Consider the following 17,723-nt stretch of genomic DNA (forward strand, 5'->3'; position numbering starts at 1 on the left):
GAATCCATATTACATATGGATGGCGCGCTTCTCCACTGCCAAGGCGGCTTCCTTCACAGCTTCCGCGAGGGTCGGATGCGCGTGGCAGGTGCGGGCCATGTCCTCGGACGAGCCGCCGAATTCCATGGTGATCGCCGCCTCGTGAATGAGGTTGCCAGCTTCCGGACCGATGATGTGAACGCCCAGCACCTTGTCGGTGGCGGCATCGGCCAGGATCTTCACGAAACCGTCCGTAGTGCGGTTCACCTTGGCGCGGCCATTGGCCGTGAAGGGGAACTTGCCGACATTGTAGGCGACGCCTGCGGCCTTCAGTTCCTCTTCCGTCTTGCCGACCGAAGCGACCTCGGGGAACGTGTAGACCACGCTCGGGATCACGTCGTAGTTCACGTGGCCCGCCTTGCCGGCGAGGATTTCGGCAACGGCAACACCCTCGTCCTCGGCCTTGTGCGCGAGCATGGGGCCCGCGATCACATCGCCGATGGCATAGATGCCGGTGACATTGGTCGAGAAATGCGCGTCGGTGAGAATGCGGCCGCGATTGTCGAGCTGCACGCCCACATGGTCGAGGCCGAGGCCCTGTGTATAAGGCACGCGGCCGACGGCCACGAGCACCACATCGGCCTCAAGCGTCTCAGCGGCACCGCCAGCGGCGGGCTCGAAGGTGAGCGTCGCGCCTTTGCCGGTGTTCTTCACGCCGGTGACCTTCGCGCCGAGCTTGAACTGGAAGCCCTGCTTGGAAAGGATGCGCTGGAAGTTCTTGGCGACCTCGCCATCCATGCCGGGCAGGATGCGGTCGAGATATTCGATCACGGTCACCTCAGCACCGAGGCGGCGCCACACGGAGCCGAGCTCCAGTCCAATCACGCCCGCGCCGATAACCACGAGGCGCTTCGGCACGTTGTCGAGTTCGAGAGCGCCGGTGGAGGACACCACCACCTTCTCGTCGATCTCGATGCCGGGAAGACGCGTGACGTCGGAGCCCGTGGCGATGAGGATGTTCTTGGTCTCAAGCATTTGCTTGGAGCCGTCCTCTGCGGTCACTTCCACCTGTCCGGCGGCGGCGATGCGGCCCGTGCCGATGTAGGCATCGATCTTGTTCTTCTTGAGCAGGAACTCGACGCCCTTGGTGTTGCCGTCGACGCCTTCCTGCTTGAAAGCCTGCATGGTCTTCAGATCGAGCTTCGGCGCGGACACGCCGATGCCGAGACCGGCGAAGTGATCGCGTGCATCCTCGAACATGTGCGAGGCGTGCAGCAGCGCCTTCGACGGAATGCAGCCCACATTGAGGCAGGTGCCGCCATGCGTCTTGCGCTTTTCAACGACGGCGGTCTTCAGGCCGAGCTGCGCGGCGCGGATGGCGGCCACGTAGCCGCCGGGGCCGGTGCCGATGACGATGAGATCGTAGGACATGGGTATTCCCCCAACTAATTTTCTAAAGGGTCTGCAAGGTATTCTTTTATCAAATGCCAAGCTTCGCGGTGATGCTCGACATTTGGGATCCTGTTCAGCAACGCCTTACCCCAAGAGGATTTCTCATAAAGCGCAGCCTTTGCCAGATCTGGAGTAAAAACGTAGTAGGACGGAGACTTCTTGCCGTTCTCTACGGAAGCTTTTCTTGCGTACCGGTAACCTCGATTAAGCTCGACAAAGACCAAAAAGTCGAAATCAAACCGGCTGATTAAGAAGCCACCATCGTAATCAGTCGCCCAACGACTCTTCACTTGAATACGAGCAGATTTGTTATTTTCTGGGTTGGTCGCGACTAAATCGTAGTCCGGGTTTCGGGTATACGTCTTGAATGTTGGCACGCCTTCTATCAGCAACTGGCCAAGCACTAGGAACTCTGCGCCCTCAGCTTCTAGTCGTGAATTCAGGCGTGCCATTGACGAGTATCAGAGATCCAGAACCAGACGAGCCGGATCTTCGAGCGCGTCCTTGACGCGCACAAGGAAGGTCACGGCTTCCTTGCCGTCGACGATGCGGTGATCGTAGGAGAGCGCGAGATACATCATCGGGCGCACGACGACCTGTCCGTTGCGGACCACCGGGCGCTCCTCGATACGGTGCATGCCGAGAATGCCCGATTGCGGCGCGTTGAGGATCGGTGTCGACATGAGCGAGCCGTAGATGCCGCCATTGGTGATGGTGAAGGTGCCGCCCTGCATCTCCTCGATGCCGAGCTTGCCGTCACGGGCACGCTTGCCGAAATCGGCGATGGTCTTCTCGATGCCGGCGATCGAAAGGTTGTCCGCATCGCGCACCACGGGAACCACGAGGCCCTTCTCGGTGCCGACCGCGACGCCGATGTGGTAATAGTTCTTGTAAACGAGATCCTGCCCATCGATCTCGGCGTTCACCGCCGGGATGTCCTTCAGTGCCTGGACCACAGCCTTGGTGAAGAAGCCCATGAAACCGAGCTTCGTGCCGTGCTTCTTCTCGAACACGTCCTTGTACTGGCTGCGCAAGGACATCACCGCGCTCATGTCCACGTCATTGAACGTGGTGAGCATGGCGGCGGTGTTCTGAGCTTCCTTCAGGCGGCGGGCGATGGTCTGACGAAGCTTCGTCATCTTCACACGCTCTTCACGCTCGGCATCGACCGGAGCGGAGGGTGCGCGCACCGAAACCGGAGCGGCAGGTGCGGAAGCAGCGGCACCGCCGGTCGCGATGGCAGCGAGCATGTCGCCCTTCGTCACGCGGCCATCCTTGCCCGTGCCGCCGACATTCGACGGGCTTACACCGCTCTCGGCGGCGATGCGGGCAACGGCAGGACCGTGATCCTTCGCGGCGCCGGGAGCGGCGGCTGCAGGAGCCGGTGCGGCAGCGGGAGCGGCCTTCGGAGCTTCAGCCTTGGGGGCGGCAGCGGGAGCCGCAGCAGCGCCGCCTTCCACGATGGAGCCGAGCACCGCGCCGGGAGCAACCGTCTCGCCGTCCTTGGCGATGATTTCGCCGAGCGTGCCGCTCGCAGGAGCATTCACCTCGAGAGTGACCTTGTCGGTCTCGAGTTCGAGCACGGGCTCGTCAGCCTTGACGGCATCGCCGGGCTTCTTGAACCAGCGGCCGATGGTGGCCTCTGAAACGGATTCGCCGAGAGTGGGTACGCGGATTTCGGTTGCCATGTTCGTTCAGTCTTTTCGGAGCTTGGAGGAGCCCAATGGAGGATGGGAGAGCCTTCGCGGGTTTTACGCCGCGAAAGCCTCGTCGAGGAAAGCTTGCAGTTGGGCCATGTGCTTCGACATGAGGCCAGTGGCGGTAGCAGCCGAAGCGGGACGGCCCACATAGCGCGGGCGATCCACCTTGGAGCCTGCCGTCTTGAGCACCCATTCGAGATAGGGCTCGACGAACATCCAGGAGCCCATGTTCTTGGGCTCTTCCTGGCACCACACCACATCGGCCTTCTTGAAGCGTGAGAGCTCTGCGGCCAGCGACTTCGCCGGGAAAGGATAGAGCTGCTCGACGCGCAGCAGGTAAACGTCGTCGATACCCCGCTTCTCGCGCTCTTCGAGCAGGTCGTAATAGACCTTACCCGTGCAGATCACGACGCGGCGGATCTTGTCGTCCTTCACCAGCTTGATGCCGTCGCGGCCTGCCTGCGCATCGTCCTGAAGCACGCGGTGGAAATGCGTGCCTTCCGAAATGTCCGCAAGGGTCGAGGTGCAGCGCTTGTGGCGCAGCAGGGACTTCGGCGTCATCAGGATCAGCGGCTTGCGGAAGTCGCGCTTCAGCTGACGGCGCAGGATGTGGAAGTAGTTGGCAGGCGTCGAGCAATAGCCGACCTGCATGTTGTCTTCCGCGCACATCTGCAGGAAGCGCTCAAGGCGTGCCGACGAATGCTCGGGGCCCTGGCCTTCATAGCCGTGTGGCAGAAGGCAGACGAGGCCCGACATGCGAAGCCACTTGCGCTCGCCGCTGGAGACGAACTGGTCGAACACCACCTGCGCCCCGTTGGCGAAGTCGCCGAACTGCGCTTCCCATAAGGTCAGCGCATTAGGCTCGGAGAGCGTGTAGCCGTACTCGAAGCCGAGCACCGCCTCTTCCGAGAGCATCGAGTTGATGACCTCGTAGCGAGCCTGGTCCTCGGAGATGTGGTTGAGGTTCGTGTAGCGCTCTTCGTTCTCCTGATCGGTGAGAACCGAGTGGCGCTGCGAGAAGGTGCCGCGCTCGCAATCCTGACCGGACAGACGTACGCGATGACCTTCGAGGAGGAGCGAGCCGAAGGCAAGCGCCTCGGCCATGGCCCAGTCGAAGCCTTCGCCCGTTTCCATCATCTTCTTGCGGTTGTCGAGGAAGCGCTGGATCGTCTTGTGGACGTGGAAGCCTTCCGGCACGCTCGTCAGCGCATCGCCGATGCGCTTGAGCGTCTCGACGGACACGCCCGTCTGACCGCGACGCGGATCGTCCTGATCCTCGCGCACGGCCTTGAGGCCTGACCAACGGCCATCGAGCCAGTCGGCCTTGTTGGGCTTGTAGTTGGACGCGATGTCGAACTCGGCGTCGAGCTTCGAACGCCACGCTGCCTTCATCTCTTCGAGTTCAGCCTCGGTGATGACGCCTTCGCCCAAGAGCTTCTTGGAGTAGAGCTCGATGATGCCCGGATGCTGACGGATCTTGCGGTACATCAGCGGCTGGGTGAAGGACGGCTCGTCGCCTTCGTTGTGACCGAAGCGGCGGTAGCAGAACATGTCGATCACGACAGGCTTCTGGAAGCGCTGGCGGTATTCGGTGGCGACCTTCGCCGCGAACACCACGGCTTCCGGATCGTCGCCGTTCACGTGGAAGATCGGAGCCTCGACCATCTTCGCCACATCGGACGGATAGGGCGAGGAGCGCGAGAAGCGCGGATCGGTGGTGAAGCCGATCTGGTTGTTGATAATGAAGTGGATCGAGCCGCCCGTGCGGTGACCGCGCAGGCCGGAAAGGCCGAGACACTCCGCCACCACGCCCTGGCCCGCGAAGGCCGCATCGCCGTGGATGAGGAGCGGCATCACCGCCGTGCGGTTGTCAGCCGAGCAGCCATGCTGGTCCTGCTTCGCGCGCACCTTGCCGAGCACCACCGGATCGACGATCTCGAGGTGCGAAGGGTTCGCGGTGAGCGACAGGTGGACGTTGTTGCCGTCGAAGGTGCGATCGGAAGAAGCGCCGAGATGGTACTTCACGTCGCCGGAGCCTTCCACGTCGTCGGGCGCGAAGGAGCCGCCCTTGAACTCATGGAACAGCGCGCGGTGCGGCTTGCCCATCACCTGCGTGAGAACGTTGAGGCGGCCGCGATGGGCCATGCCGAACACGATCTCTTTGCAGCCGAGATTTCCGCTGCGCTTGATGATCTGCTCGAGCGCCGGAATGAGCGACTCGCCGCCGTCCAGACCGAAGCGCTTGGTGCCAGTATAGCGGACATCGAGAAACTTCTCGAAGCCTTCAGCCTCGACGAGCTTGTTGAGGATGGCGCGCTTGCCTTCGTTGGTGAAGGTGATCTCTTTATCCGGCCCCTCGATGCGCTCCTGGATCCAGGCTTTCTCGACCGGATCGGAAATGTGCATGAACTCGACGCCGAGCGTCTGGCAATAGGTGCGATCGAGAATGGCGACGATCTCGCGGATCGTGCCGAATTCGAGACCGAGCACGTTGTCGAGGAAAATCTTGCGGTCCCAATCGGCATCCGTGAAGCCGTAATGGGAGGGATGCAGTTCTTCGTCGCTTGGGCGCGGATTGATGCCAAGCGGGTCGAGCTTCGCATGGAGATGGCCGCGGACGCGATAGGCGCGGATGAGCATGATGGCGCGCACGGAATCGCGCGTTGCCTGCTGCACATCGGCCTGGCTGATCTGGGCGCCCTTGCCTTCGGCCTTCGCCTTGATCTTGTCGCCGACGGCTTTCTCGACCTGCGCCCAGTTGCCGTCGAGCGCGGAGATCAGCTCGCCGTTGGCGTGGATCGGCCAGTTCTGTTTTTCCCAGGATGGACCATTGGCAAGCTTCTCGACAGCCTGCTTGTCGTCCTTCAACGCGCCGAAGAACGCCTGCCACTCGGTATCGACCGAGGACGGATCCTTCTCGTAGCGGGCCTGGAGCTCCTCGATATAGGACGCGTTCGCCCCATAGAGGAAAGCGGTGTTCAGGAAGTTTTCGTTGGCGTCTTGGCGTGCCATGGCAAATATCTATCCAAAAGCTGTTTGGCCGCCCCGACACCGGGGCGGCCTTTTTTCTCGGTTACTTACCCTTGAGAACCTCGACCAGGGTCTTGCCCAGTCGTGCCGGGGACGGGGAGACGCGGATGCCCGCGGCTTCCATCGCGGCGATCTTGTCTTCCGCGCCGCCCTTGCCGCCGGAGATGATCGCGCCGGCATGGCCCATGCGGCGTCCGGGAGGAGCCGTGCGGCCGGCGATGAAGCCGACCATCGGCTTCTTGCGGCCCTTCTTGGCTTCGCGGGCGATGAACTCGGCAGCCTCTTCCTCGGCCGAGCCGCCGATCTCGCCGATCATGATGATCGACTCGGTCTTGGGATCGGAGAGGAACATGTCGAGCATGTCGATGAACTCGGTGCCCTTCACCGGGTCGCCGCCGATGCCGACAGCGGTGGTCTGGCCGAGGCCTTCGTTGGTGGTCTGGAACACGGCTTCATAGGTCAGCGTGCCGGAGCGCGACACGATGCCGACCGAACCGGGACGGAAGATGTTGGCCGGCATGATGCCGATCTTCGATTCACCAGCGGTGACGATACCGGGGCAGTTCGGGCCGATGAGGCGCGACTTGGAACCCACGAGCGAGCGCTTCACGCGCACCATGTCCTGCACTGGAATGCCTTCAGTGATGCAGACGATGAGCGGGATCTCGGCCTGAATGGCCTCGCAGATCGCATCAGCAGCGCCCGGCGGCGGAACATAGACGACGGATGCGTCGGCGCCGGTCTTCTCACGCGCTTCCATGACCGTGTCGAACACGGGCAGGTTCAGGTGCGTGGAGCCGCCTTTGCCGGGCGAGGTACCGCCGACCATCTTGGTGCCGTAGGCGATGGCCTGCTCGGAGTGGAAGGTCCCGTTCTTGCCGGTGAAGCCCTGGCAGATGACCTTGGTGTTCTTGTCAATCAGAATGGACATCAGCTCGAACCTTACTTTCCGCCGCGCACGGCGTTCACGATCTTCTGGGCGGCGTCGTCGAGGTCGTCGGCGGGGATCACGTTGAGACCGGACTCGCGGATGATCTTCTTGCCTTCTTCGACGTTCGTGCCCTCTAAGCGCACCACCAGCGGAACCTGCAGGCCGACGGCCTTCACGGCAGCGAGAACGCCGCGCGCGATGACGTCGCACTTCATGATACCGCCGAAGATGTTGACGAGGATGCCCTTCACCTGCGGATCGGCGGTGATGATCTTGAACGCCGCCGTCACCTTCTCTTCCGAAGCGCCGCCGCCGACATCGAGGAAGTTCGCCGGCTCTTCGCCGTAGAGCTTGATGATGTCGAGGGTTGCCATGGCAAGGCCAGCGCCGTTGACCATGCAACCGATGGTGCCGTCGAGAGCGATGTAGGCGAGGTCGTACTTGGAGGCCTCGATTTCCTTGGCGTCCTCTTCCGTGATGTCGCGCAGCTCAACCACGTCAGGGTGACGGTAAAGGGCGTTGCCGTCGAAGGAGATCTTCGCGTCGAGGCACTTCAGGTGGTTGTCCTGCGTGACGATCAGCGGGTTGATCTCGAGCATCTCCATGTCCTTCGCGGTGAAGGCCTTGTAGAGCTTCGTGACCAGATCCTCGGCTTCCTTGGCGAGCGGGCCGGTGAGGCCGAGCGCCTTGGCGACCGTGCGGCCGTGATGGGGCATCACGCCGGTGGCCGGATCGACCGAGAAGGTGAGGATCTTCTCAGGAGTATCGTGAGCGACCTGCTCGATGTCCATGCCGCCTTCCGTCGAGACGACGAAGGCGACCTGGCCGGTGGCGCGGTCGACGAGCATGGAGAGATAAAGCTCGCGCGCGATGTCCGAGCCATCTTCGATATAAAGACGGTTGACCTGCTTGCCGGCTTCGCCCGTCTGGATCGTGACGAGGGTGTTGCCGAGCATCTGCTTGGCGAACTCCTTCACCTCTTCCACCGACTTGGCGAGACGCACGCCGCCCTTTTCGCCGGCAGCGGCTTCCTTGAACTTGCCTTTGCCGCGACCGCCCGCATGGATCTGGGACTTCACGACCCAGAGCGGACCGCCGAGCTTCTTGGCAGCGGCTTCCGCCTCGTCGGCGGAGAAGATGGCGACGCCGTTGGAGACCGGAAGACCGAACTCCTTCAGGACGGCTTTGCCTTGATATTCATGGATATTCATTCGTTTCTCTCCGCTTGGGCGGTTGAAAGACATGAATGGCCGCGCATGAACGCGGCCATAACGTCATTGAATTTAAGCGAGCGTCGGGTTGATCTGCTTGCAGGCGTCGATGAGGCCCTGCACGGAAGCGACCGACTTTTCGAACATGGCCTTTTCTTCGCCAGAGAACGACACTTCGACGATGCGCTCGACGCCGTTCTCGCCGATCACGATCGGCACGCCGACGAACATGTCCTTCACGCCGTACTGACCGTTCAGGTAAGCGGCGCAGGGCAGAACGCGCTTCTTGTCCTTCAGGTAGCTCTCGGCCATCGCGATGGCGGAAGCGGCAGGCGCGTAGAAGGCGGAGCCGGTCTTCAGCAGGTTGACGATCTCGCCGCCGCCCTTGCGGGTGCGCTCGACCATAGCGTCGAGCTTCTCCTGAGACGTCCAGCCCATCTTCACGAGGTCAGGCAGCGGAACGCCGGCAACCGTGGAATAGCGAACCAGCGGCACCATGTCGTCGCCATGGCCGCCGAGCACGAAGGCGGTCACGTCCTCGACCGACACGTTGAACTCTTCGGCGAGGAAGTGGCGGAAGCGGGCCGAGTCGAGAACGCCGGCCATGCCGACGATCTTCTCGGGCTTCAGGCCGGAGAACTTCTGGAGCGCCCACACCATGGCGTCGAGGGGATTGGTGATGCAGATGACGAAGGCGTTCGGGGCATATTGCTTGATGCCATTGCCGACAGCTTCCATGACCTTCAGGTTGATGCCGATCAGATCGTCACGGCTCATGCCGGGCTTGCGCGGCACGCCGGCGGTCACGATGATCACATCGGCGCCTGCGATATCGGCGTAATCGTTCGCGCCCTTATACTTGGCGTCGAACCCGTCGACCGGCGCGGATTCCGCGATATCGAGACCTTTGCCCTGGGGAATGCCTTCCGCGATGTCGAAGAGAACGACGTCGCCGAGTTCCTTCAAGCCGACGAGATGGGCGAGCGTACCGCCGATCTGGCCTGCACCGATGAGCGCGATCTTTTTCCGGGCCATGGTCTGTCCTTGGATGTTGTGAAAGCTGTGGCTTTGTGAAGTGTGGCGCTGTTTGACTCAGAAATGGCCCCTCTTCAAGCCAGCAAAAGGTTAACCAGCAAGGCTTTGGACCCCGGCGGGGACGGGCATGAACTTGACTGTAGCTGAATAAGAGCCTGACTTCAGTGACTTAGGGAGTTAAGGATGCACTGAAATTTCATGTTACATTTTTGTAAAAATGTAACTTAGCCTATACTGTACCAATTTCCAGAGACCGGAGGACGACCCGGATCATGGCCGCCAGGCGCTGGTCCAGGATGTCCTGAGGCACGTCCGCATCCAGGCGCACGGTGAGCGGATTGATGAAACGATAGACCGCATCGCTGATGAAGGCGAGCGCCCGCTCTCGGTCGCGGGGGTCGAACTTGCCGGTCACGATGCCCTCGTCCAGCACCCGCTCGATCAGCACCCGCATCCGGGACCGATGCTTTCGCACGAGCGCCCGGGAGGTCTCGGTGGCGGAGCAATAGACGTCGAACAGGTGCCGGTCTTCCCGAAGGAGCTCCCGGTGGGTGCGGGCCCAGGCCTGGATCAGGCGCTCCAGCTTATCGTCCGCCGGGTCGGGCGAGTCCGCGACATCCGCGATGATTGCCTCCATGCGCCGCAACCACTGGCCCGCCACCGCATCGATGAGCGCCGCTTTGGAGGCGAAGTAACGATACACATTGGCATGCGTCATGCCTGCCGCGTCGGCGATACTGACAACCGTCACGTGCTTGGGGCCGAGATGCTTGAGCTGATCGGCGGCAATCGTGAGTAGGCGACTGTCGGCCGGGGCGTCGGCGTCCACGACCCGCTGGAGGCCCCGAACCCGCTTCATGTCTCGACCAGTCCTTCGGAGCTGCCGGATTCCTCCCGCCCATGTGGCAGGGAAAGATATTCCTCCGAGCGCATCTCGATGAGGCGGGACACCGTGCGGTCGAACTCGAAGGCCTCGCGGCCACTGTCTGCCTGATAGAGCTCATGAACCTCGGCCTCCGCCGAGGCGAGGAGCTTCACCTTCGCGTCGTAGAACGCATCCACCAGCATGATGAAGCGCTTGGCCTCGTTGCGGCGCTCGAAGTTCATCCTCGGGATGTTCTCGAGAATAACCGTCTCGAACTCGTCAGCGACGGCGAGGTAGTCGGCCGCCCCGAGAGGCTTGGAGCACAGATCCTCGAAGGAGAAGCGAGCCACGCCTGAAGCCGCCTGCGGCACCTCGACGGGGTGGCCTTTGACGGTGAGCGTTACGGGCTTGCCTTGCTCGCGGCCTGTGAGGCTCTTGAAGGCGCGGGTGAGCGCCGCGTGGGATTGCTCGTCGGCGGGCGCATAGAACACGGGACTGCCCGCGAGCTTCTCGAGCCGGAAATCGGTGCGGGATTCGAGCTTCAGCACGCTCATCCGCTCCTGCAGCAGATCGATGAAGGGCAGGAAGAGCGAGCGGTTGAGACCGCCTTCATAAAGATGCTGCGGCTCCACGTTGGAAGTGGCGACCACCACGACCCCATGCGCGAACAGCGCCGTGAACAATCTCCCTAAGATCATCGCATCGGCAATGTCGGTGACGGTGAACTCGTCGAAGCAGAGAACCCAGGCCTCCTGCGCAAGGGCTTCGGCGACGGGAGCGATCGGATCGTCGCCCTTTACTTCGCCCGTCTTCAGCTTCTGCCGGAACTCGTGGATGCGTTCGTGCACATTCGCCATGAAGGCATGGAAATGGACCCGGCGCTTGCGCTTCACCGGCAGCGCCTCGAAGAACAGGTCCATGAGCATGGTCTTGCCACGCCCGACCGAACCCCAGACGTAGAGCCCTCTCAGTGGCGCGGTATTCTTCTTGCCGAACAGCCATCCCAGAGCGCTGGGCTTGCGCGCAAGACGGTAGTTGCCGAGTTGCTCGGCCAGCGCCTCAAACTGGCGCAGCAGCTTCACCTGCGCGGGATCGCGCTCGATGGCGCCCGAGGCGACGAGCGCGTCATAGCGTGCGGTGATGGATTGCGGAGGGTGGAAGGTATCGGTCACGGATCAACCGATACCGTTCCACTCATCCAAGCGCAAATGACTTGTCGTCGGGGCTGCTATCGCGACAGCGACAGCGGTGCGCCGGACTTGGCGAGCACACCGGAAAGCGCCGACGGGGAGCCGCGCAGGCGCGCCGCCACCGAACCGCCGGTCTGGTAGAGATAGACCTCGCCGTCGCGGAAATCCCAGGCATTCACCTTCGACAGATCCTGGTTGGAGCAGCCCGAGGCCGAGGCACGATAGAGATCGAGCGCAGGCGAGCTCGAAAGCTGGATGCGGCAGGAATTTCCGGAAGCATCGCGCACGGACCAGTTGCCCACCACGGCCGTGCGGCTGGCGGGGGCGGCCGGAGCAACTGGTGCGGTGACGGGCGGAGGAGCAGGCGGCAGGCCCGCGAGATCCGTTCCACCGGCAGAGGGCGTCAGACCCGGGCCGAGGGGAGCGGGCGCACCGGCGATAGGCGGCAGCGCCTGACCTTCGATGGGAGCAAGCGGCGCGGATTCGACAGGCCCCGACGGCACAGCCTCGACCGGATCGGGCATGGGCGCGGCGGCCACGCTGCGTCCCGACGATCCGCCCAGTCGCGTGGAGGAGCAGGCGCTCAGCGCCAGGGCGGCGCAGAGAGTGACGGTCAGGGCGTATGCACGGGATTTCATGTCGATCATCGGAAGCAGGTGCTTTTGAGGGAAAAGGAATCGATTCTTGTTCTTCGTCTTGGCGCTACCCTGAAATGGCAGAGATCAGGTGCGAGTCAAGCCGAGCCGATCTCGCAAAGCCTTGAGCGCGCCGATTTGACCGAGTGTGGGCTCACCCTCGGCTTCGCTCACGCGCTTGGCCATGTCGTAGACGTCTTGCCGCTGCGATTCATCGAGCTTCGCCAGCCAGAGCTTGGCGAATTTCAGCGACAGGGTATTAGAGTCGTCCGCGTGGCCCGCGACCCATTGGGCGAAGGTGTAGGTCTCCGCGATGTTCGCCACCCCCATCACATGCTGCATCTCGGCCTTGATGGCTTCTTCCGCAGCAATGCTCAGCTCACCGCGCTCCTGGGCAAGGCCGATCAGCATGGCCACCGCAGCGGCTGCTGGATCGTCCACGGCCTCGATGGCGGAGCTTTCAGCTTTCTTGCGAAAGGCCTTGCGGCGATAGGTTCCGCGCACGCGCTGGGCGGCATCGACCACTTCGCCTGCGGCATTTCCGACATCGCGAAGGCGGTAGTACCAGAAGGCGGCGGCTCCGAGCACACCAAGTACGGCCAGAAGAATAGGCATGAAAAAACTCCGGGAATGAACCAGAGAAGGTCACGCCCGGAGTGTTACACTGGAACGATAGCCTTAAGCTAGGCTTTTTGTCCGAGGGCCGATCCCGATGAGATCAGCCCTTTTCTTGAAATACGCATTTTTTGAACGGCGAACCGGGAACCACTTCGCCTAAAATGCTTAGACGGCGCGCGCCACCATCATCTTCTTCACCTCGGCAATGGCCTTTGCCGGGTTCAGGCCCTTCGGGCAGGTGTTGGCGCAGTTCATGATCGTGTGGCAGCGATAGAGCCGGAAGGGATCATGCAGGTTGTCGAGGCGCTCGCCGGTGGCCTCGTCGCGGCTGTCGATGAGCCAGCGATAGGCCTGGAGGAGAGCAGCCGGACCCAAGAAGCGGTCGCCGTTCCACCAATAGCTCGGGCAGGAGGTGGTGCAGCAGGCGCAGAGGATGCACTCGTAGAGGCCGTCGAGCTTGGAGCGCTCCTCAGGCGTCTGGCGCCACTCGGTCTCCGGCTCCGCCGTCTCCGTCTGCAGCCAAGGCTGGATCGAGGCGTGCTGGGCGAAGAAGCTCGTGAGATCCGGCACCAGATCCTTCAGCACCGGCATATGCGGCAGCGGATAGATCTTGATCGCGCCCGATCCGCATTCGTCGATGCCGAGCGTACAGGCGAGCGTGTTGCCGCCCATGATGTTCATGGCACAGGAACCGCAGATGCCTTCGCGACACGAGCGGCGGAAGACCAGTGTCGAGTCGACATTGTTCTTGATCCACAACAGCGCGTCGAGAACCATCGGGCCGCAATCGTCGCGGTCGACATAATAAGTGTCGATGCGCGGATTGGCGCCGTCATCCGGATTCCAGCGATAGATGCGGAATTCCTGGACGTTCGAGGCACCTTCCGGCTTCGGCCATGCCTTGCCTTCGGTGTACTTGGAGTTTTTCGGGAGAGTGAACTGGGCCATCTGGCTCTTCCAAATGCTAGATTCTGTTCAACGTGCTTTGGGCTTTTTCCAGGACGGGTCTGAAACCCCAATCTGTGCAAAGTTCAGCTTTGCCTGATTAAGAGAAACCTTATTGGCTCCCCCTGTATCAGGATGCATCTCCTGCACGGGATCATCCTCCCAGCCGCACACGTCGCAAATCTCCCAACTGCCGGCCTCGATGAATGACATCGATTGGCAGCATGGACATTCGACAAAACCATCGACAGCCTTACGAGGACTCTCGGCAGTTCCAGCGGCAAGGAAATAATCCATTCCCGTTTTAATCATCTTAGTACACGCGAGCCTTGGGCTCGATGTACTGGATGTCGTTCGACATGGTGTAGGTGTGCACCGGACGGTAATCGAGGGTCACCTTGTGCGAGGTGTCGTCGAGCCATGCCAGCGTGTGCTTCATCCAGTTCTTGTCGTCGCGCTCGGTGAAGTCCTCGCGGGCATGCGCGCCGCGCGATTCCTGACGGTTGGCGGCGCCTTCCATCGTGACCACGGCCTGACCGATGAGGTTGTCGAACTCGAGCGTTTCGAGAAGGTCGGTGTTCCAGATGAGCGAACGGTCCGTGACCTTGATGTCGGCGCTCGCGTTCCACACGTCGTGGATGAGCTTGCGGCCTTCTTCCAGAACCTCGCCGGTGCGGAACACCGCGCAGTTGTTCTGCATGGTCTTCTGCATCTGAAGGCGCAGCTCGGCGGTCGAGGTCGAGCCGTTGGCATAGCGGAACTTGTCGAGACGCGAGAGCGAGAGCTCGTCGGCGCTCTTCGGCAGATCCGCGTGACGCGCATTCGGCTCCAAGATTTCGGCGCAGCGCAGGCCCGCCGCGCGGCCGAACACCACGAGGTCGATGAGCGAGTTCGAGCCGAGGCGGTTCGCGCCGTGCACGGACACGCAGGCCGCTTCGCCGAGCGCCATGAGGCCGGGCACCACCGTGTCGGGGTTGCCGTTCTTCAGCGTCAGCACTTCGCCGTGATAGTTCGTCGGGATGCCGCCCATGTTGTAGTGCACGGTCGGCAGAACCGGGATCGGCTCCTTCGTCACGTCGACGCCCGCGAAGATCTTCGCGCTTTCCGAGATGCCGGGCAGGCGCTCGTGCAGGATCTTCGGGTCGAGGTGATCGAGATGCAGGTAGATATGGTCCTTGTTCTTGCCCACGCCGCGGCCAGCGCGGATTTCCATGGTCATCGCGCGGGACACGACGTCACGGGAAGCAAGATCCTTCGCGGACGGCGCATAACGCTCCATGAAGCGCTCGCCTTCCGAGTTCGTCAGGTAACCGCCCTCACCGCGCGCGCCCTCGGTGATGAGGCAGCCCGAACCGTAGATGCCGGTGGGGTGGAACTGCACGAACTCCATGTCCTGCAGCGGAAGACCCGCGCGCAGCACCATGGCGTTGCCGTCGCCCGTGCAGGTGTGAGCCGACGTCGCGGAGAAATACGCGCGTCCGTAACCGCCCGTGGCGAGGATCGTCATGTGGGCGCGGAAGCGATGGATCTCGCCGGTGGACTGATTGAGGGCCACGACGCCGATGCAGCGGCCATCCGAATCCATCATCAGGTCGAGCGCGAAATACTCGATGAAGAAGTTCGTCTGGTTGCGCACGGCCTGGCCGTAGAGCGTGTGCAGGATCGCATGGCCCGTACGGTCGGCGGCGGCGCAAGTGCGCTGCGCGGTGCCCTTGCCGAACTCGGTCGTCATGCCGCCGAAGGGACGCTGGTAGATCTTTCCTTCCGCCGTGCGCGAGAAGGGAACGCCCCAGTGTTCCAGCTCATAGACGGCAGCGGGTGCGTTGCGCACGAGATACTCGATGGCATCCTGATCGCCGAGCCAGTCCGAGCCCTTCACGGTGTCGTACATGTGCCAGCGCCAATCGTCCGGACCCATGTTGCCGAGCGAGGCGGAGATACCTCCCTGCGCCGCGACCGTGTGCGAGCGCGTGGGGAACACTTTTGTGATGCAGGCGGTGCGAAGACCGGCCTGCGAGCAGCCGACGGTGGCGCGAAGGCCTGCGCCGCCGGCACCCACGACCACCACGTCGAAGGTGTGGTCAATGATGGTGTAGGCCTTGCCGTTCGTTGCTTGAGCCATGAGAGAATTCCTTAAAGCAGAATGCGGCCGAGGCTGATCTTGAGGATGGCGTAGAGGCACGCCACGCCGATGATCGTGGCGTAGAAGTTGTTCGCGATGAGCGCGGCGAGCTTGTAGCCCTTCTCGTGCACGTAATCCTCGATGAAGACCTGCATGCCGAGCCGCATGTGGTTCGCAACCGAGAGCACGGCGAGGAGCAGGATGATGGCGATCAGCGGATGCGAGATGATGGCGATCGCATCCTGATAGGAAGGCGAAGCCGCAAGCGCCGCGACGATGATCACGAAAGAGATGATGAGCGGAACGTTCGCCACCGCCGTGACGCGTTGGATCCACCAATGCTCGACGCCGTGCCCGGAAGCGCCGAGGCCCTTCACGCGGGCGAGCGGGGTGCGCATGGAAACGCGGGTATCTGCCCTGTTATCGGCCATGGCTGTCTCCTTAGAACACGAGGAAGGCGATGACCCAGATCGCGACGGTGAGCGTGATCGAGCCGACTAGGGTGAAGCGGGCCATGTTGATGCGCTGGACGGCTTCCATGCCGTAGCCGAAATCCCAGACCATGTGGCGCACGCCGCCGAGCATGTGGTGCATGAGAACCCAGGTGTAGCCGAAGAGGATCAGGGTGCCGATGGGCGAGCCGAAGAACCATTGCACGGCCTCGAAAGCCGAGGGACCGGAGGCCAGGGCCACGAGCCAGATCGCGAACAGCGCGATACCGAAATAAAGGGCGATGCCCGTCGCGCGGTGGAAGATGGACATGGCCATCGTCCAGCTCCACCGGTAAACCTGAAGATGTGGGGACAAGGGCCGCGGGGCCACTTTCGCCTCAGCCATAGCTTTCACTCCTGATCGGCGACCTTGCATCGCCCGTAGTTTGGAATGGTTCCTAACGGAAGCGCGGGAACACCGCAATGCGCCTTCCGCCCAACTTCGCGACAAGAGGCACACTTCGTCAGCGGCGAAGAATGCCCTCCCCTCGCTTATAGGACAATTTTTAATTATTCTTATCTCCCTTCGCGAATGACGAAGGAAGCCTATGCAATTCGATCTGACGGATTTGAGTCTCTTCCGCCATGTGGTGGAGGCAGGCAGCATTACCCACGGGGCCGGGCGGGCCCATCTGGCGCTGGCCGCCGCCAGCACCCGCATCCGCAACATGGAGAAGTCGCTAGGAGCGCCCCTCCTCCTGCGCACGCGGGCGGGCGTGACTCTGACGCCCGCAGGCCGGACCTTGCTCCAGCACGCCCGCGCGCTTCTGGCCCAGGCCGAGAAGCTTAGAGAGGATCTCGGTTCCTTCACCGGCGGTCTCGCCGGCCAGATCCGGATTCTCTCCAACACCAACGCCCTCACCGAGTTCCTGCCCGAGGCCCTCGGCGCCTTCCTGGCCCAGCATCCGCAGGTCTCCATCGACCTGGAGGAACGTTTGAGCGACGAGATCGTGGGGCTGATCGCCGAGGGTGTGGGCGATATCGGTATCGTGGCGGGCACGGTGGATACGGGCCAGCTCGAGACCTACCCGTTCCGCAGCGACCGCTTCGTGCTCGCGGTCCCGGCGGAACACGCCCTCGCCTCGCGTCCGAGCATCGCCTTCACGGAAGTGCTGGAGCACGATTTCGTCGGTCTCGACCGGGCGAGCGCCCTCCAGCGCTTTCTCTCCAGCAAGGCCAGCCGCATCGGCAGGCCACTTCGCCTTCGGGTTCAGCTCAGGAGCTTCGATGCCGTGTGCCGCATGGTGGAGGCGGGCGTGGGCCTCGGCATCGTGCCCGAAACCACCGCCCAGCGCGCCGCCCGCACCATGGCCATCCGCCCGGTCGCACTGGAGGATTCCTGGGCCGCCCGCGACCTGACCCTCTGCATCCGCTCCCTCAAGGATCTGCCGCCCTCGGCCCGGCAGCTGATGGCGCATCTGCGGCAAGGCACGTGATGCCCCGTCAACAACCCGCCTTCACGACGCCGTGAGCCGAGGAATAATCACCGCCCTAGAATTGTCTTGGCGGAGGGGGACCG

The 17,723-nt window shown here is 62.5% G+C and carries 17 protein-coding genes; 1 reads left to right on the top strand and 16 read right to left on the bottom strand.

Annotated elements, in window-relative coordinates:
* Positions 1-9: 9 nt before the first annotated feature.
* The 16 genes from lpdA to sdhC form a co-directional block, all read right to left on the bottom strand.
* A complete protein-coding gene (lpdA, locus tag MHY87_RS12255) occupies positions 10-1,410 on the bottom strand; it encodes a dihydrolipoyl dehydrogenase (protein ID WP_239352088.1) in 1,401 nt (466 codons plus the stop codon).
* 14 nt (positions 1,411-1,424) lie between these two features.
* Positions 1,425-1,883 carry a hypothetical protein gene (locus MHY87_RS12260; RefSeq protein ID WP_239352090.1) on the bottom strand — a complete coding sequence of 153 codons (459 nt, stop codon included), beginning with the start codon at positions 1,881-1,883 and terminating at the stop codon, positions 1,425-1,427.
* Positions 1,884-1,892: 9 nt separating this feature from the next.
* On the bottom strand, positions 1,893-3,119 hold the full coding sequence (gene odhB / locus MHY87_RS12265; RefSeq protein ID WP_239352092.1) for a 2-oxoglutarate dehydrogenase complex dihydrolipoyllysine-residue succinyltransferase: 1,227 nt from the start codon (positions 3,117-3,119) through the stop codon (positions 1,893-1,895).
* Between the two features lie 63 nt (positions 3,120-3,182).
* Positions 3,183-6,143, bottom strand: a complete 2,961-nt coding sequence (locus MHY87_RS12270) for a 2-oxoglutarate dehydrogenase E1 component (RefSeq protein ID WP_239352094.1) — start codon at positions 6,141-6,143, stop codon at positions 3,183-3,185.
* A gap of 61 nt (positions 6,144-6,204) precedes the next feature.
* Positions 6,205-7,092, bottom strand: coding sequence for a succinate--CoA ligase subunit alpha (sucD, locus tag MHY87_RS12275; protein WP_239352096.1), 888 nt, complete (start codon positions 7,090-7,092; stop codon positions 6,205-6,207).
* 11 nt (positions 7,093-7,103) lie between these two features.
* Positions 7,104-8,303, bottom strand: coding sequence for an ADP-forming succinate--CoA ligase subunit beta (gene sucC / locus MHY87_RS12280; protein WP_239352098.1), 1,200 nt, complete (start codon positions 8,301-8,303; stop codon positions 7,104-7,106).
* Positions 8,304-8,375: 72 nt separating this feature from the next.
* On the bottom strand, positions 8,376-9,338 hold the full coding sequence (mdh, locus tag MHY87_RS12285; protein WP_239352100.1) for a malate dehydrogenase: 963 nt from the start codon (positions 9,336-9,338) through the stop codon (positions 8,376-8,378).
* A 229-nt stretch (positions 9,339-9,567) separates the two neighbouring features.
* Positions 9,568-10,197 (bottom strand): TetR/AcrR family transcriptional regulator, encoded by a 630-nt coding sequence (locus MHY87_RS12290; protein ID WP_239352102.1) that lies wholly within the window; start codon positions 10,195-10,197, stop codon positions 9,568-9,570.
* The gene (gene zapE, locus MHY87_RS12295) at positions 10,194-11,375 is read right to left on the bottom strand and encodes a cell division protein ZapE (RefSeq protein ID WP_239352104.1); all 1,182 of its coding nucleotides are present in this window, start codon (positions 11,373-11,375) and stop codon (positions 10,194-10,196) included. Before zapE ends, MHY87_RS12290 begins: the two co-directional genes overlap by 4 nt.
* Before the next feature lie 56 nt (positions 11,376-11,431).
* Complete coding sequence (locus MHY87_RS12300; RefSeq protein WP_239352106.1) at positions 11,432-12,031, bottom strand: AprI/Inh family metalloprotease inhibitor; 600 nt, start codon at positions 12,029-12,031, stop codon at positions 11,432-11,434.
* An 84-nt stretch (positions 12,032-12,115) separates the two neighbouring features.
* Complete coding sequence (locus tag MHY87_RS12305) at positions 12,116-12,643, bottom strand: hypothetical protein (RefSeq protein WP_239352108.1); 528 nt, start codon at positions 12,641-12,643, stop codon at positions 12,116-12,118.
* 168 nt (positions 12,644-12,811) lie between these two features.
* Entirely contained in the window at positions 12,812-13,594 is a 783-nt protein-coding gene (locus MHY87_RS12310; RefSeq protein WP_239352110.1) for a succinate dehydrogenase iron-sulfur subunit, read from the bottom strand.
* A 27-nt stretch (positions 13,595-13,621) separates the two neighbouring features.
* Entirely contained in the window at positions 13,622-13,888 is a 267-nt protein-coding gene (locus tag MHY87_RS12315) for a CPCC family cysteine-rich protein (protein ID WP_239352112.1), read from the bottom strand.
* Between the two features lie 16 nt (positions 13,889-13,904).
* Entirely contained in the window at positions 13,905-15,713 is a 1,809-nt protein-coding gene (gene sdhA / locus MHY87_RS12320) for a succinate dehydrogenase flavoprotein subunit (protein ID WP_239352114.1), read from the bottom strand.
* Positions 15,714-15,724: 11 nt separating this feature from the next.
* A complete protein-coding gene (gene sdhD / locus MHY87_RS12325; protein ID WP_239352116.1) occupies positions 15,725-16,144 on the bottom strand; it encodes a succinate dehydrogenase, hydrophobic membrane anchor protein in 420 nt (139 codons plus the stop codon).
* Between the two features lie 10 nt (positions 16,145-16,154).
* Positions 16,155-16,550: a succinate dehydrogenase, cytochrome b556 subunit gene (gene sdhC / locus MHY87_RS12330; protein WP_239352118.1), complete on the bottom strand. Its 396-nt coding sequence runs from the start codon at positions 16,548-16,550 to the stop codon at positions 16,155-16,157.
* 202 nt (positions 16,551-16,752) lie between these two features.
* Here sdhC and MHY87_RS12335 point away from each other — a divergent pair, with 202 nt between their 5' ends.
* Positions 16,753-17,640, top strand: coding sequence for a LysR family transcriptional regulator (locus tag MHY87_RS12335; protein WP_239352120.1), 888 nt, complete (start codon positions 16,753-16,755; stop codon positions 17,638-17,640).
* Positions 17,641-17,723: the final 83 nt, after the last annotated feature.

The sequence above is a fragment of the Microvirga sp. ACRRW genome, assembly GCF_022346925.1.
In the GTDB taxonomy this organism is placed as follows: Bacteria; Pseudomonadota; Alphaproteobacteria; order Rhizobiales; family Beijerinckiaceae; genus Microvirga.